At 61.1% G+C, this 14,096-nt stretch carries 17 protein-coding genes; 14 read left to right on the top strand and 3 right to left on the bottom strand.

Annotation, left to right across the window (positions count from 1 at the left end):
* Positions 1-32 precede the first annotated feature (32 nt).
* From OGM67_05820 to OGM67_05805, 4 genes are all read left to right on the top strand, one after another.
* On the top strand, positions 33-428 hold the full coding sequence (locus OGM67_05820) for a putative ABC transporter permease (protein UYJ35826.1): 396 nt from the start codon (positions 33-35) through the stop codon (positions 426-428).
* 372 nt (positions 429-800) lie between these two features.
* Positions 801-938, top strand: coding sequence for a hypothetical protein (locus OGM67_05815; GenBank protein ID UYJ35825.1), 138 nt, complete (start codon positions 801-803; stop codon positions 936-938).
* Between the two features lie 276 nt (positions 939-1,214).
* On the top strand, positions 1,215-2,234 hold the full coding sequence (locus tag OGM67_05810; protein ID UYJ35824.1) for a glycosyltransferase family 2 protein: 1,020 nt from the start codon (positions 1,215-1,217) through the stop codon (positions 2,232-2,234).
* A gap of 9 nt (positions 2,235-2,243) precedes the next feature.
* On the top strand, positions 2,244-2,897 hold the full coding sequence (locus OGM67_05805; protein ID UYJ35823.1) for an HAD family hydrolase: 654 nt from the start codon (positions 2,244-2,246) through the stop codon (positions 2,895-2,897).
* A gap of 36 nt (positions 2,898-2,933) precedes the next feature.
* Here the strand turns inward: OGM67_05805 and OGM67_05800 are convergent, their stop codons facing one another.
* The gene (locus OGM67_05800; GenBank protein UYJ35822.1) at positions 2,934-3,818 is read right to left on the bottom strand and encodes a MerR family transcriptional regulator; all 885 of its coding nucleotides are present in this window, start codon (positions 3,816-3,818) and stop codon (positions 2,934-2,936) included.
* Positions 3,819-3,956: 138 nt separating this feature from the next.
* Between OGM67_05800 and OGM67_05795 the strand changes: the two genes are divergently transcribed.
* Genes OGM67_05795 through OGM67_05775 form a run of 5 tightly spaced genes read left to right on the top strand, consistent with a single transcriptional unit; the run spans position 3,957 to position 7,660 of the window.
* On the top strand, positions 3,957-4,349 hold the full coding sequence (locus OGM67_05795) for a hypothetical protein (GenBank protein UYJ35821.1): 393 nt from the start codon (positions 3,957-3,959) through the stop codon (positions 4,347-4,349).
* 34 nt (positions 4,350-4,383) lie between these two features.
* The gene (locus tag OGM67_05790) at positions 4,384-5,739 is read left to right on the top strand and encodes a tRNA nucleotidyltransferase (protein ID UYJ35820.1); all 1,356 of its coding nucleotides are present in this window, start codon (positions 4,384-4,386) and stop codon (positions 5,737-5,739) included.
* Positions 5,736-6,110: a holo-ACP synthase gene (acpS, locus tag OGM67_05785; GenBank protein UYJ35819.1), complete on the top strand. Its 375-nt coding sequence runs from the start codon at positions 5,736-5,738 to the stop codon at positions 6,108-6,110. The genes OGM67_05790 and acpS overlap by 4 nt, the downstream gene beginning before the upstream one ends.
* 30 nt (positions 6,111-6,140) lie before the next feature.
* Complete coding sequence (locus OGM67_05780; GenBank protein UYJ35818.1) at positions 6,141-7,229, top strand: acyltransferase; 1,089 nt, start codon at positions 6,141-6,143, stop codon at positions 7,227-7,229.
* 53 nt (positions 7,230-7,282) lie between these two features.
* Complete coding sequence (locus tag OGM67_05775; protein ID UYJ35817.1) at positions 7,283-7,660, top strand: type II toxin-antitoxin system PemK/MazF family toxin; 378 nt, start codon at positions 7,283-7,285, stop codon at positions 7,658-7,660.
* A gap of 26 nt (positions 7,661-7,686) precedes the next feature.
* On the opposite strand, the gene OGM67_05770 is transcribed toward OGM67_05775, so the two are convergent.
* Both OGM67_05770 and OGM67_05765 read right to left on the bottom strand, forming a co-directional pair.
* The gene (locus tag OGM67_05770; protein ID UYJ35816.1) at positions 7,687-8,382 is read right to left on the bottom strand and encodes an LrgB family protein; all 696 of its coding nucleotides are present in this window, start codon (positions 8,380-8,382) and stop codon (positions 7,687-7,689) included.
* Positions 8,375-8,734, bottom strand: a complete 360-nt coding sequence (locus OGM67_05765; protein UYJ35815.1) for a CidA/LrgA family protein — start codon at positions 8,732-8,734, stop codon at positions 8,375-8,377. Before OGM67_05765 ends, OGM67_05770 begins: the two co-directional genes overlap by 8 nt.
* 192 nt (positions 8,735-8,926) lie before the next feature.
* Between OGM67_05765 and OGM67_05760 the strand changes: the two genes are divergently transcribed.
* The 5 genes from OGM67_05760 to hisC all read left to right on the top strand — a co-directional run bounded on the left by OGM67_05760 (position 8,927) and on the right by hisC (position 14,075).
* The gene (locus OGM67_05760) at positions 8,927-9,355 is read left to right on the top strand and encodes a hypothetical protein (GenBank protein ID UYJ35814.1); all 429 of its coding nucleotides are present in this window, start codon (positions 8,927-8,929) and stop codon (positions 9,353-9,355) included.
* 265 nt (positions 9,356-9,620) lie between these two features.
* Positions 9,621-11,204, top strand: a complete 1,584-nt coding sequence (gene hisG / locus OGM67_05755) for an ATP phosphoribosyltransferase (GenBank protein ID UYJ35813.1) — start codon at positions 9,621-9,623, stop codon at positions 11,202-11,204.
* Positions 11,201-12,484, top strand: a complete 1,284-nt coding sequence (hisD, locus tag OGM67_05750) for a histidinol dehydrogenase (GenBank protein ID UYJ35812.1) — start codon at positions 11,201-11,203, stop codon at positions 12,482-12,484. The genes hisG and hisD overlap by 4 nt, the downstream gene beginning before the upstream one ends.
* Complete coding sequence (locus tag OGM67_05745; protein ID UYJ36196.1) at positions 12,484-13,014, top strand: transposase; 531 nt, start codon at positions 12,484-12,486, stop codon at positions 13,012-13,014. Before hisD ends, OGM67_05745 begins: the two co-directional genes overlap by 1 nt.
* Complete coding sequence (hisC, locus tag OGM67_05740) at positions 13,011-14,075, top strand: histidinol-phosphate transaminase (protein ID UYJ35811.1); 1,065 nt, start codon at positions 13,011-13,013, stop codon at positions 14,073-14,075. The genes OGM67_05745 and hisC overlap by 4 nt, the downstream gene beginning before the upstream one ends.
* Positions 14,076-14,096 lie beyond the last annotated feature (21 nt).

Below are 14,096 nucleotides of genomic sequence, written 5' to 3'. Positions count from 1 at the left end.
GTGGTCACACAGCTTGTGCGGGGGGATTTTGTATGTTGGAGCAGCTTTCATTGTTTTTTCTGGGCGGCGGGGCCTATGCTGCGCTCGAGCTGGCCTGGCGGGGCACTACCCACTGGACGATGTTCGCAGCGGGCGGGGCCTGCCTCTGCCTTTTGCAAAAGCTGGCTGCTGCACCGCTGCCGCTGGCCGGGGCCGCCGCCCTGGGCGCAGCCGGCGTCAGCGGGCTGGAGCTGGCGGTGGGGGCAGTCTGCCGCAGCCTGCTGCACACCGAGGTGTGGGACTATACCGCCGAGTGGGGGAATGTGGCCGGGCTTATCTGCCCGCGGTACTCCTTTTACTGGTTTTTGCTCTGCGGGTGGGTCATCTTTGTGCTGCGGGGCGTAGAAAGTACCGTTTATCACCCTCAAAATTCCCTGTCCGACAGTTAAAGTCCAAATTATCGTACCGTCTGTCTGGTATACTGAGATCATACCAGATAAGAAAGGCGGTACACACCATGACCCAGCAGTTTCGTTATGTCGGCGGCCACATCGAGGTCTTTTCCGAGAGCGGCGAGTTTCTTTTTTCTGCGGACACCATGCAGGAGGCATGGGAGGAGTTGTCCGCGTAGTGCGCACAGTTGCCACGCGAATATGTACACTATGCCGAAATAGTGGAATATATACAAATAACTTTTGTAACTTTGTACAAATTGCAGCTTGCAAAAGCAAGCTCCTTCGCATATAATAAAGACAGAAAGAGGGAAGCGGAAAGCCTCCCGATATACACTGCCCTACACTAGGAAAGGAGATGGGGTTGCAATGTTGAAGATGCACACTTTGGCCAAATGGATGTACGGTTTTTTGGAGCCTGAGCGCCCCTACGGCTTGCCGGAGGATGTTTACAATGATGTGATCCCTTCGGGCATCCACAATTACAATCGCAACGAGCTTTTTTAAAGCCGCTTAACCTCCAAGCTCCGGCACGGCCCGCAAGCCCCGTGCCGGGGTATTTTTTTTGCAGCTGCAATACAAACCGCCCCTGAGTCGTATTCTTTGTAGGGGCCGGACATGTCCGGCCCGCAGCCTTTCCACAAGCAATCGCCTGCCTTACACAGCCAGGCCGGGCATGCCCGGCCCCTACAGGGCAGTCTCCCCAAAAACTTTTACTTGTTTTTTTCGTCAAAACACGGTATTCTATACTAAGTATATTATGCCTTTCAAAAGGAGCGACCTATGAAACTTATCACCTTTACCGTGCCGTGCTACAACTCGGCCGCATATATGGACCATTGCATCGAGACCCTGCTCACCGCGGGGGAGGACGCCGAGATCATCCTTGTGGATGACGGCTCCAAGGACGACACCGGCAAGATTGCCGATGCCTACGCCGAAAAGTACCCCACCATCGTCCGCGTCATCCATCAGGAGAACGGCGGCCACGGCGAGGGCGTCAATCAGGGCATCCGCAATGCCACCGGCGTCTACTTCAAGGTCGTGGACTCCGATGACTGGCTGGACACCGATGCCCTGCAGAAGGTCCTGACCGAGCTGCGCGCCCACCTCGGCGATGAACAGCCGCTTGATTTGATGATGGCGAACTATGTCTACGAGCATGTGGTTGACAACACCCAGAATGTCGTGGACTACAAGGGCATCCTGCCCGAGGGCCGCGTCTTCCATTGGAACGAGATCGGCAAGTTCCCGCCGAACAAAAACATCCTGATGCACAGCGTCATCTACCGCACCGAGGTGCTGCGCCGCAGCGGCATGGAGCTGCCCAAGCACACCTTCTATGTTGACAATATCTTTGTCTACCAGCCGCTGCCGCAGGTCAAAACCATCTACTACATGAACCTTGACCTCTACCGCTACTTCATCGGGCGCGAGGATCAGAGCGTCAACGAGGCTAACATGATCAAGCGCGTTGACCAGCAGCTGCGCGTCACCCGCATTATGATGAACGCGGTCGATGTCTATGCCCTGCCGCCGGAGCAGGACAAGCTGCGCGCCTACATGCTGAACTATTTCTCAATGATGATGGCGATCTCCAGCATCTTCCTGACGCTGGACGGCAGCAAGGAGGCGCTGGCAAAGCGCCGCCAGCTGTGGGACGACCTCAAGGCGCACGACGGCCACCTCTACCGCCGTTGCCGCTTCTCGGTGGCGGAGGGCTGCAACCTGCCCGGCTGGCTTGGCAGCAAGATCAGCATCGGCGGCTACCGCATTGCCCAGAAGATCTTCAAGTTCAACTGAGGTACACCCATGCAGGACTATACAATCATCTTGTTTGATCTGGACGGCACGCTGACGGACTCCGCCCCGGGTATCCTGAACTCCGTGCGCTACGCCTGCCGCAAGCTTGGACTGCCTATCCCCGGCGAGGAGACGCTGCGCCGCTTTCTCGGCCCGCCGCTTATCGCCTCCTTCCGGGAGCTGATGGGGCTGGACGCTGCCGGGGCCGACCGCGCCGTCAGCGCCTTCCGGGAGTATTTCCCCACAAAGGGCCTGTTTGAGAATGAGGTCTACCCGGGCATCCCGGCCCTGCTGGCCGATATAAAAGCTGCCGGGAAAACGGTCATCATCGCCACCAGCAAGCCGGAGGCGTATGCCCGGCGTATTCTGGAGCATTTCGGTCTGGCGCAGTACTGCGATTTCATCTGCGGTGCCACGCTTGATGAGACCCGCACCGACAAGGCCGAGGTCATTGCCTACGCACTGGAAACGGCAGGCATCACTGACAAGAGCCGCGCCGTCATGGTCGGCGACCGCGAGCATGATGTGCTGGGTGCCAAGAAAAACGGCCTGCCCTGCATCGGGGCCGTCTACGGCTACGGCACGGCCGAGGAGCTGACCGCCGCCGGGGCCGCTGCTCTGGCTGACACGGTGGACGAGCTGCACAAGCTGCTGCTGGGATAAATCAAATGGGAGACAGCCTGCGCTGCCTCCCGTTTTTTATTGGTCCCGGTCGTTGTAATAGAGATACCACCCGCGGAAGCCGTACCCGATGCCGAGAGCGCCCAGCGCCAGCAGCATAGCCGCCTTGTCGGGCCAAAGCGGCATATTCCGGGTGCAGACCCAAACCACCGCCAGTACAAGGCATACAAGCACCGGCAGGCCGTAGTGCAGAAATCTCTGCACCCGCAGCCGCTTCGGGTCGCCCTCCGCCGCCAGCACCGATGGATCACACACCTCGCACCGCACCCGCAGGATCGGGATATTGCGCACATGGCTTGAATACCGCACGGCCTTGTACTCGATGCCGTCCAGCATAAAACGCGGCGTCATGCCCTCGTGGGTGATGACGATCTCTTCGCCGCAGTTCGCCGCCCAGGCCAACAGCTCGGCGGTAAACTCCTGCGGGGTTGCAATGGCGGTGTCCGGCGTAAAGGTAAACTGCCGCTTATGCTCGGCAGCCGCCATTTTCCGGTAGTCCTGCACCCAGCCGGTAAACCAGCCGCCCGCCGGGGCAGGGGAGTCCATCCGCTCAAGGCAGCTGTCCACATCCAGCTCCGCCGCCGTTCGGTCGCCGGCGGCCAGCTCCGTGCAGAAGGCGGCCGCCGCCGCCAGCTTTTGCTGCTCGGCCTCCAGCCGTTGGCGCTGGCGCTCGGCAGCCTCGGCCAGCGGCAGGGTGCCGTTCAGCACCGTGCCGATCTCCTCGACCGGCATATCCAGTGTGCGCAGCATCCGGATCAGCTTCAGTGCGCGTACATCCGCCTGCGAATAGATGCGATACTCATTTCCCGGGTTGCGGGCGGGGGTCAGCAGCCCGGCCTGCTCATAATAGCGGATATTGCGGGCGGACACGCCCGATTGCTCCGCTGCCTGCTTGATGTTCATGACATCACGCTCCTTTCACCCTCACCTTACACCCTGCACCCACTGGAAGGTCAATACTTTTCGTAAAATAACCATATCATATTTCGTAAAATTGTGCTATACTGTTTTTATATATCAATACAAAAGAGGGAATTTATCATGTACAAATCCGGTGACGATAAGCTCGAGGTCCGTGAATTGCTGGTCAAGGCCTTTGCCAGCGCGTGGGAGGCCGGCGAAAAGGCCGTTGACCGCGACACCTACATCAATTCCAGCATCAATGTGATCGACTCTCTGCAGGTCGGCCCTGAGATGATCTACGGCGAGGAGGGCCAGGGCCTGCTGGACGATGAGCTCGACCATCTGCCCGATATGCTGCGCGCCGACGGCGCATGGGTCTACTACGCCGTGCCTGCGGAAAACTATTTTATCCTGACCTGGATGGAGGACGCCGAAAAGGCCGCTGCCAAGGTCGCTTCGCTCAAGGACGAGGAGGACAGTCTGGCCTGCATCGTGGACCTGACGCAGGAGTGGACGCACACCGAGGCATAAACCGCAAAAACGCCGAGAGGGGAGGGAGAACCGCATGAGCCGCGATACGATACACCTGCCGCGTGATGCTTACCGGCTGCTGCAGACGCTGCGCGCCGCCGGGCACAGTGCCTATGTGGTGGGCGGCTGCGTGCGCGACAGCCTGCTGGGCCGTCTGCCCGGCGACTGGGACATCTGCACCTCCGCCCGGCCCGACCAGCTGCGGGCGATCTTCCATGACCAGCGGCTTATCCTGACCGGCGAAAAGCACGGCACAGTAGCGGTCATCCTGCACGGCAAGCCGTATGAGATCACGACCTACCGGCTGGACGGCAGCTACCGCGACCACCGCCACCCCGACAGCGTGCAGTTTGTGGACGACCTTGCCGCCGACCTTGCGCGGCGGGACTTCACCGTCAACGCCATGGCTTACGCCCCCGGCGAAGGGATCATCGATCTCTACGGCGGCCGCCGTGATCTGGCCGCCTGTATCGTGCGGTGTGTCGGCGCACCCGCCGACCGCTTTGCCGAGGACGCGCTGCGCATCCTGCGGGCCCTGCGGTTTACCGCAAAGCTCGGCTTTACGCTGGAGCCTGCTACCGCTGCCGCCGCGCTGGCGGCCCGCGACACCCTGCGCACTGTCAGCGCCGAGCGGCTCTACGCCGAGCTGGACGGCCTGCTGCTGGCCCCCGGCGCCGGGAAAACGCTTGCGCAGTACGGCGAGATTCTGGGCGGCGTGGTGCCGGAGATCCTGCCCTGCATCGGCTGCACCCAGCCGGGGCGGTGGCACTGCTACGATGTGTGGCAGCATTCGGCCGCCGCTGTGGCCGCACTTGACCTGCACGGGCAGGACACCCGCGGCGTGCGGGTGCTGTGCTGGGCTACCTTTTTGCATGACATTGCCAAGCCGCAGTGCCGCACAGTCGGCCCCGACGGCGCGGCGCATTTCAAGGGGCACAACCAGCGGGGGGCGCAGGCTGCCCGCACGATCCTGCGCCGCCTCAAGGCCCCCGCCTACCTCACGGACGGCGCGGTGGGGCTGATCGCCGTCCATGATGCCCCGCTGCCCGCCGACGATGCGGGCATCCTCAAGCTGCTGAACCGCAGCGGGGCGATCTTCCTGCGGCGGCTCTGTGTGCTGAAATACGCCGATCTGGACGCCCACGCCGCGACACCGGAGGTCGCGGCCCGCCGCGCCGAGGTTGAGCGCTTCGCCTGCCGCATGGACGAGCTTGCCAAGACCAGCTGCTACACAATGCGTCAGCTGGCCGTCAACGGTGCCGACCTGATGGCTGCGGGCATCCCCGCCGGGCCCGGCGTCGGCGCAACACTGCAAACACTGCTTACCGCCGTTATGGAGGGCCGCCTGCCCAACGAGCGGGAGGCCCTGCTGGAGGCTGCAACCGTATGATATGGGGAGTTGGCATAGACCTGTGTGACGCAGACCGCATCGAAAAAAGCCTTGCAAAGCCGAGCTTTCTCGACCATGTGTTTGCACCGGCGGAGCAAGCCCTGTTCTCCGCCTTAGGCGAAAAGCGCCGTGCCGAGACCGCAGCCGCCAATTTTGCGGCCAAGGAGGCCTTTTTGAAGGCTGTCGGCACCGGGCTGGGCGGCTTTGCCCTCTGCGATCTGGCCGTACTGCGCCGGGAAAGCGGTGCGCCCTATTTTGCGCTGACCGGCCCCGCCGCCGCGTGGGCTGCCGAGCAGGGCGTGACCGTCCATCTCAGCCTGACCCATGAGCGCGGTCTGGCAAATGCGATTGTGATTTTGGAGAAAGTATAGGCGTTGTCTATTCTTTCACGGAGGTGACCTATGCCCGGTAAAACCGCGCGCAGCAGCAATCTGGAGCTGCTGCGCATCCTTTGCATGCTGCTTATCATCGGCGACCATCTGACCGGGCAGGGCGGCATTGCGGACTATACCACGCTGCCGTCCTCCTTCGCGTTCTGTCTGATCGGCTGCGGGTCGCGCATCGCCTGCAGCGTGTTCATCCTCATCGGCGGGTGGTTCCTGTGTGAACAGCAGTACAAGACCCGCCGCCCGCTCTCGCTCTGGCTGTCGCTCTGGCTCTACACCGTGCCTGTGACGCTGCTCTGCCGTCTGGGCGGGCTGGATGTCTCACTCGGCGCACTGCGCTGGGCGCTCTTTCCGGCGTCCACGCGGCAGCTGTGGTTCATCTCGGATTATCTGCTGCTGCTGCTCTGTGTGCCGCTGCTGAACCGGCTGCTGCACGGGCTGCCGCGCGCAGCGCAGCGCGGTGTGCTGGCGGTGCTGGCCGTGCCGCTGCTCGTCTACCCGACCCTGTTCGCGGAGAACGGCCTTACCGGCGATACCGCTTGGATGTTTTTGTATGAGTATCTGCTCATCGCCTATCTGCGCCGCTATCCGGACAACCGTCTGACGCGGCTTCTGCAGCGCCGCTGCGCTGCGCTGCTCCTCGGGCTGGGGCTGCCGCTCGTCAACACCGCTGTGCGCGCAGTGCTTGAAATGCGCGGCCTGACCAACGGCAAAGCGTTTCAGTACATTGCCTACTACCGCACCGCGCTGGGCGCACTGCCCAACCTGCTGGCCGCACTGGCGCTGTTTTATCTGTTCAAGGGGCTGTCCTTAGGCTCTGTCCGGTGGATCAACGCCCTGTCCGGCACAACGCTCGGCGTCTACATTCTGCACCAGATCCCCGCGTTCCGGGGCTTCCTCTGGAACGGGATCCTGCAAGCGCAGGCGCACCACGGCTCGGTCGGCTACACGCTGTTTGCGGTGGCGGCTGTATTCCTCGGCTGTGCGGCGGTGGATGCTGCCCGCACCGCGCTTGTCATGCGCCCGCTCGAAAAAACAAAGCTGTTCCGCACCCTCTGTGAAAAAGGCGATGCACTCGCCGCAAAAATCACAGCCGATGATTAAAAAGACCTCCCTCTGCTTATACTTTCAGTAACAAGCAAAAGGAGGTCTTTTCTATGGAAGTACACCGCGGAGAGGTTTTTTACGCCGACCTGAGCCCTGTCGTGGGATCGGAGCAGGGGGGCATACGGCCGGTACTTATCATACAGAATGAGATCGGCAACCGGCACAGCCCCACCGTCATTGCAGCCGCCATCACAAGCCGTCAGGACAAAAACCGCCTGCCCACCCACATCAATGTGCGGGCCGACCGCTGCGGTCTGGCAAAGGACAGCATCATCCTAACCGAGCAGATCCGCACGCTAGACAAGCGCCGCCTGCGCGAGCGCGCCGGCTGCATCCCGCCCGATGACATGCGCCGCGTGGATGAGGCGCTGGGCGTCTCCATGGGGCTGGAAAGCGCGGATGTGCATCATGATGGGGGCTATTTTTGAGCACGCCGCGCTGCCGAATACGCCTTTCACGGCAGGAAGTTCGCCGCCACCGGTGCCAGAAGCGCGGTCATGATGCCCGCCACGGCAATCGCCAGCCCGCTCATCGCGCCCTCGATCTCGCCCATCTGCAGGGCCTTGCTCGTGCCGATGGCGTGGGCCGAGGTACCCAGCGCCAGCCCCTTGGCCAGCGGGTCTGTAATATGGCAGACCTTGCACACCGTCTCGCCCAGCAGGCTACCGACGATGCCTGTCAGGATGATGACCGCCCCGGCCAGCGCGGCTGTGCCGCCCAGCGTTTCGGCCACATCCATGCCGATGGCTGTCGTGACAGACTTGGGCAGAAAGCTCACCGCATGGGCGCGCTCAAGCCGCAGCACCCACGCCATGGCCAGCACGCTGCCCAGACTCGTCAGCACGCCCGCCGCGATCGATGCAAAGATGGCGGCCAGATTCTTCTCCAGCAGCTCCCACTTTTCATACAGGGGGATGGCCAGACTGACTGTGGCGGGCATCAACAGCCAGCTTACAGGCTGGGCGCTGGCCTTGTAATCGGCGTAGGGCATGCCGAAGCAGCTCAAAAACACGATGACGAAGATGCTGCCCATCAGCAGGGGATTGAACAGGGCCTTGCCCGTCTTGCGGTTGACCCAGACGCCAGCGGCATAGGCTGCCAGCGTGGCCAGCACGCCCCAGCTGCCGCACTGCTGCAAAAACTCAGCCATTTTTATGCTCCTTTCCGCCTGCGCATTTCTGCGCCACCATGCCGGTGACTGCCATGACCAGCGCCGTGACCGGCACGATGGCCAGCACGGCGGGCAGCAGCAGGTTGATAAGCTGGCTGCCCAGCTCCATAACGCCGGCCGCCGCCGGGACGAACAGCAGCGGGAAGATGCCGGTCAAAAACAGCCCCGTCTCCCGCACCTGCTCCAGCTTGAGCAGCCCGGTTTTGAGCGCAGCGACCATCAGCAAAAGGCCGTACACACTGGCCGGAATCGGCAGCGGCAGCACCGCCGCCAGTACCTCGCCCGCCAGGCAGAACGCCGTGATGCGGGCAAACTGGAAAATATACTTCACGCAATAACCCTCTTTTACCGAAAATTCGTGTACCATCATACCACGCGCGTCAACATTCGGCAAGTTGTACATTGTATGAAAACCGTCCACATTTTCACACCGCAGTTGTAGGAAACAGCACTTGTAATTTGAAATAAGCTGTGGTATACTAACCGCAAACAAATGAATTTCACTCGAAAAGAGGTTTTGACCATGTCTTTACTGAAAAAACTGGCCGGTCTGGCCGTGGGTGCCGCTGCCTTGGGCGCTGCCGCTTATGTCCTGAAAAACCGTGAGCACGGCGAGGAGTATGAGCATATTGTGGGCCCGGAGGACGAGGTCGAGCCTGAGACCGAGTCCGCCGAGCCCGCCGACGAGGATGCGTCTGCTGTGGCTGAACCTGCCCCCGCTGCCGCACCTGAGGAACCTGCCGCCCCCGCCGAAACTGCACAGCCCGAGGAATCCGCGGAAGTTGAAGAAACCCCCACCCCGAAGGCTGCCGACTTTGACGCCCCGAATGTGAACCCGGTTGAGCTGGGCCACACGGAGGCCCCCCGCACGGCGGACGGCAAGATCGACCCCACCCAGATCGTTGACCCCGCTGTGGCAGGCGACTGGGAGGAGCAGGGCTGCAAGGGCTGATATACCAAACGCACAAGGCGCATCTTTGTTTTATGGCAAAGGTGCGCCTTTTTGTATTTGTTGCTGCGGGATCGCGCCGCAGCGGGCAGGGGACTGCCCGCCCTACACAAGTGCCACGGCCGTAGGGCGGCCAGTCCTCTGGCCGCCGCACCGCAGCCGCGATTTCCGCGCACAAATGTCCGCGATTTTACTACAAAAGCACTTTACAGCTTTAGTGCAGTAAAGTATAATAGAATTTGTATCGGATCAGAGAGGTAGGAATGTTATGGAGATCGAACTCAAGAGCTTTACCCCCGCCGAGCAGGCGACCTTCCGTCTGCGCGCCCTGTATGAGCAGGCCGGCTACCGCAAATACCGCGCCTCCCGGTTTGAGGAATACGCGCTGTATCAGGAATATCAGCGCTTCCTGCCGGACTCGCAGGTCATCACCTTCACCGATCTGGACGGCAAGCTGCGCGCCATCAAGCCCGATGTTACGCTGTCCATCGCCAAGACGGCGCAGCCCGCCGCCGGGGAGTGCAAGCGCTTTTATTATAATGAGGAGGTCTGCCGCCCCAGCCGGGAGAGCCACACCTTCCAGACCATCCACCAGATGGGTTTGGAGAGCATGGGTGCCGTAGACGCCGATGAACAGGCCGCCGTTGTGCGGCTGGCGCTGCAAAGCCTTGCCGCGCTGGAAGTTCCCACCGTGCTGGAGCTCAGCCACATGGGTTATCTGACCGCGCTGCTGGATGCGCTGGCGGTGCCCGCCGAAGCACGAGGCAAAATCCTTGATTTCCTGCGGGCCAAAAACGCCCATGAGCTTCGCACCGCCGCGCTAGATGCCGGGCTGGATGCGTCCGCTGCCGAGGCCCTGACCGGACTGCTGGCACTGCACGGCCCCATGGGTGCTACACTGACCGCCGCGCGCGCCGCCTGCCGGTGCGAGGCCCAGCGCGCCGCCCTAGATGAGCTGCAGTCGCTGCAGAACGCCTTGGGCGAGGCTGGGCGCGGCACCCAGCTGGATCTGAGCATGGCCGATGAGATGGAGTATTACAACGGCCTTGTCTTTACCGGCTATGTGGCGGGCATTCCCCGCGCCGTGCTGAAGGGCGGCCGCTACGATTACCTGATGCAGCGGTTCACGCCGGGGGCCAACGCCATCGGCTTCGCCATCTATCTGGACGAGTTGGAGCGCCTGGCCGCACCGCTGCCCCCCGTGCAGCAGCAGGGCGGCGAAAAAATCTGGCTGAACATCGCCCTGCCGAAGGGCCGCCTTGGCGACAAGGCCTACAAGCTGCTGGCGGGCGCGGGCTACAGCGCCACCGAGGATTACAACGACACCCGCAGGCTGGTGGTGGAAAACCCCGATGCCTGCGTGCGGTATTTCCTCGTCAAGCCGAGTGATGTTGCCATTTATGTCGAGCACGGCGCAGCGGACATCGGCATTGTGGGCAAGGACATCCTGACCGAGTCGGGCGCGGATGTCTATGAGCTGCTGGATACCGGCATGGGCAAATGCCGTATGTGCGTGGCCGGTCCCGCCACCTTTGCCGATGACGAAAGCCGCGCACTGCGGGTGGCCACAAAGTTTGTCAACATCGCCCGCAGCCACTATGCACGCCGCGGCCGCGACATTGATATTATCAAGCTGAACGGCTCGATCGAGCTGGCCCCGATTCTGGGGCTGTCCGATGTGATCGTTGACATTGTGGAGACCGGCACGACCCTGAAGGAGAACGACCTGACCGTTATCGAGGAATTTATGCCGATCTCGGCCCGGTTCATCGCCAACAAGGCGAGCTATAAATTCAAATACGCCCAGCTGACAGAACTGCTGAACAAGATGAAGGAGGCCCTTGCAAGATGATCCGTCTGTATGATTTTGATGAGGTACGCCCCGAGGAGATCCTCAACCGCGACATCCGCGCCGAAGCCGATGTGGAGGCCACCGTTGACGCCATCATCGCCGATGTGCGCGCCCGCGGCGATGCCGCCCTGATCGAATACGCCGCCAAATTTGACCACGCCGAATTGACCGATGTGCGGGTCAGCCAGGCCGAGATCGATGAGGCGTTTGCCGAGCTGGAAAAGACTGATCCGGAGTTTATCACGACCCTGAAGATGGCCGCCGGGAATATCCGCCGCTTCCATGAGCAGCAGCTGCACAAAAATTTCGTAGTCAACGACACCCCCGGCATCGTGCTGGGGCAGAAGTACACCCCCATCCAGCGCGCCGGCGTCTATGTGCCGGGCGGCACGGCTGCCTACCCCTCAACCGTTTTGATGGATGTCATCCCGGCCAAGGTCGCGGGCGTCAAGCAGATCGTCATGACAACCCCCGCAGGGCGGGACGGCAAGGTAAACCCCGCCATTCTGGCGGCGGCGGTCATTGCGGGCATTGATTTAATTTTCAAGACGGGCGGCGCACAGGCCGTAGCCGCGCTGGCTTATGGCACCGAGAGTGTTCCCGCCGTGGACAAGATCGTCGGCCCCGGCAACATCTATGTTGCCACCGCCAAGCGCAAGGTGTTCGGCAAGGTCGGCATTGATATGATCGCAGGACCGTCCGAAATTCTTGTTCTGGCAGACAGCAGCTGCAACCCCGCGTGGGTGGCCGCCGACCTTCTGAGCCAGGCCGAGCATGACAAGCTGGCCAGCCCCGTGCTTGTCACCGACAGCTGGGAGCTGGCCAAGGCCGTGCAGGCCGAGCTGGAGGTACAGATCCCGCAGCTGCCCCGCGCCGCCATCGCCCGCGCGAGCGTGGACACCAACGGCAAGATCATCGTGACCGATGACATGCGCAAAGCCATCGAGGCCGTGAATATCATCGCCCCCGAGCATCTGGAGATCTGCGTGGACGACCCGTTTGCCGTGCTGAACTCGGTGCAGAACGCCGGCAGCATCTTCCTTGGCAAGAATGTACCCGAGGCGCTGGGCGACTATTTTGCCGGCCCGAACCACACGCTGCCCACCAGCGGCACAGCGCGTTTTTCCAGCCCTCTGGGCGTGGACGATTTCGTCAAGAAGTCGAGCTTTATCTACTACACCCGCGAAGCCTTGGGCGAGGTGCAGGGACGCATCGCCGATTTTGCCGAGCACGAGGGCCTGCACGCCCACGCCAAGAGTGTGACGATACGGTTTGAGTGATGGATGGTTTTCCGAAACGAAAATCCAACCGTTTGCCGCAATTTGATTATGGCACAGTCGGCGCGTATTTCATCACGATTTGTTCCCGAGATAAAGCAAAAGTTTTCGGCCGTGTCGTAGGGGGCGGCGTCCTCGACGCCCCGCGCACGCTGCCGTCGCCGCACGGTAAAATTGTTATCGCGCAAATTGAAGCCATGGAAAATTTTTACCCGGGTTTGCAAATTGAAAAATTTGTGGTCATGCCGAATCATATCCATTTGATTGTTGCAGTCACGCAAAGCCCGACCGGGGCGTCGAGGACGCCGCCCCCTACAACCGTGCGTGCCAATCAATCCATTCCGGCATTTGTTTCCACGCTCAAGCGCATGACAAACCGCGCAGCAGACACACAACTGTGGCAGCGCGGGTATTACGACCACATCATCCGCGACCAACTCGACTATGACACCATCTGGCGCTACATCGAAGAAAACCCCGCCAAATGGCATCTTGACCGGTTTTATATTCCGGAGGGGGAGAAACACCCATGAGCCGTTATTTTACCAAAACCCTCGCGTCGCTGGAGCCATATACCCCCGGCGAACAACTCAAAATCGCTGATATTGTCAAGCTCAACGCCAACGAAAACCCGTACCCGCCCGCTCCCGGCGTGGCGGCGGCGGTGGCGGCGGCGGTGCCGGGGCTGCGGCTGTACTCCGATTTGACCAACGGCGACCTGAACGCCGCCATTGCCAGGCATTGGGGCGTCAGACCGGAAAACATCCTCTGCGGCAACGGCAGCGATGAAAACCTGCTGCTTGCGCTGCGGGCCTTCTGCGATGAGAACACACCGCTGGCCTTTGCCGATGTGACCTACAGCTTTTACACGGTACTGTGTGACCTTTTACATATTCCGCAGCACATTCTCCCGCTGGAGGACGATCTGACCATCAACCTTACCAAATACTGCGGTCTGCATGAAACGATCGTCATCGCCAACCCCAACGCCCCGACCAGCCTGCTGGCCCCGGTCGCGGCCATTGAGGAAGTGCTGAAAACAAACCCAGATAACATTGTGATCGTCGATGAAACCTATGTCGAGTTCGCGCCGGCCGGCTCATCCTGTCTGCCGCTTTTGGACAAATATGACAACCTTGTCATTACCCACACCTTTTCCAAGACCCACAATCTCGCGGGTGCGCGGCTGGGCTTCTGCATCGCGCGGCCGGAGCTGATTGCCGACATGAACCGCGTCAAATTCAGCTACAGCCCCTACAATGTCAATTCGATGACCCAGGCCGCCGGTGTAGCCGCCATCTCCGATGAGGCTTATTTTGCTGATGTAACGGCGAAGGTCATCGCCGAGCGCACCCGCACCACCGCCGAGCTGCGCAGGCGCGGTTTCACCGTGTTCGACTCGTCCACAAACTTCCTGTTTGCCGCAACCGACCGGATGCCCTGCCGGGAAATTTTTGAAAAACTCCGTGACCGCGGCATCCTGATTCGCCATTTCAATGCCCCGCGCATCTCCGGCTACCTGCGCATCACGATCGGCACCCCCGACCAGATGCAGCGGTTCCTCACCGCGCTGGATGAGATTTTAGAAGGGTAAATATATACAGAGGGGGAAGTA

The sequence above is a fragment of the Oscillospiraceae bacterium genome, from assembly GCA_025757985.1.
GTDB lineage: Bacteria > Bacillota > Clostridia > Oscillospirales > Ruminococcaceae > Gemmiger.
Note: the sequence above shows the minus strand (reverse complement) of the source record. Positions and strands in the feature narration are given on the sequence as shown.

Coding starts and splice junctions, on each gene's coding strand:
- OGM67_05790 (UYJ35820.1), top strand. CDS start 4,384: ATGAGCCGCGATACGATACACCTGCCGCGTGATGCTTACCGGCTGCTG.
- OGM67_05800 (UYJ35822.1), bottom strand. CDS start 3,818: ATGAACATCAAGCAGGCAGCGGAGCAATCGGGCGTGTCCGCCCGCAAT.
- hisG (UYJ35813.1), top strand. CDS start 9,621: ATGGAGATCGAACTCAAGAGCTTTACCCCCGCCGAGCAGGCGACCTTC.
- OGM67_05780 (UYJ35818.1), top strand. CDS start 6,141: ATGCCCGGTAAAACCGCGCGCAGCAGCAATCTGGAGCTGCTGCGCATC.
- OGM67_05815 (UYJ35825.1), top strand. CDS start 801: ATGTTGAAGATGCACACTTTGGCCAAATGGATGTACGGTTTTTTGGAG.
- hisD (UYJ35812.1), top strand. CDS start 11,201: ATGATCCGTCTGTATGATTTTGATGAGGTACGCCCCGAGGAGATCCTC.
- OGM67_05745 (UYJ36196.1), top strand. CDS start 12,484: ATGGATGGTTTTCCGAAACGAAAATCCAACCGTTTGCCGCAATTTGAT.
- hisC (UYJ35811.1), top strand. CDS start 13,011: ATGAGCCGTTATTTTACCAAAACCCTCGCGTCGCTGGAGCCATATACC.
- OGM67_05760 (UYJ35814.1), top strand. CDS start 8,927: ATGTCTTTACTGAAAAAACTGGCCGGTCTGGCCGTGGGTGCCGCTGCC.
- OGM67_05795 (UYJ35821.1), top strand. CDS start 3,957: ATGTACAAATCCGGTGACGATAAGCTCGAGGTCCGTGAATTGCTGGTC.
- acpS (UYJ35819.1), top strand. CDS start 5,736: ATGATATGGGGAGTTGGCATAGACCTGTGTGACGCAGACCGCATCGAA.
- OGM67_05805 (UYJ35823.1), top strand. CDS start 2,244: ATGCAGGACTATACAATCATCTTGTTTGATCTGGACGGCACGCTGACG.
- OGM67_05810 (UYJ35824.1), top strand. CDS start 1,215: ATGAAACTTATCACCTTTACCGTGCCGTGCTACAACTCGGCCGCATAT.
- OGM67_05770 (UYJ35816.1), bottom strand. CDS start 8,382: ATGGCTGAGTTTTTGCAGCAGTGCGGCAGCTGGGGCGTGCTGGCCACG.
- OGM67_05820 (UYJ35826.1), top strand. CDS start 33: ATGTTGGAGCAGCTTTCATTGTTTTTTCTGGGCGGCGGGGCCTATGCT.
- OGM67_05775 (UYJ35817.1), top strand. CDS start 7,283: ATGGAAGTACACCGCGGAGAGGTTTTTTACGCCGACCTGAGCCCTGTC.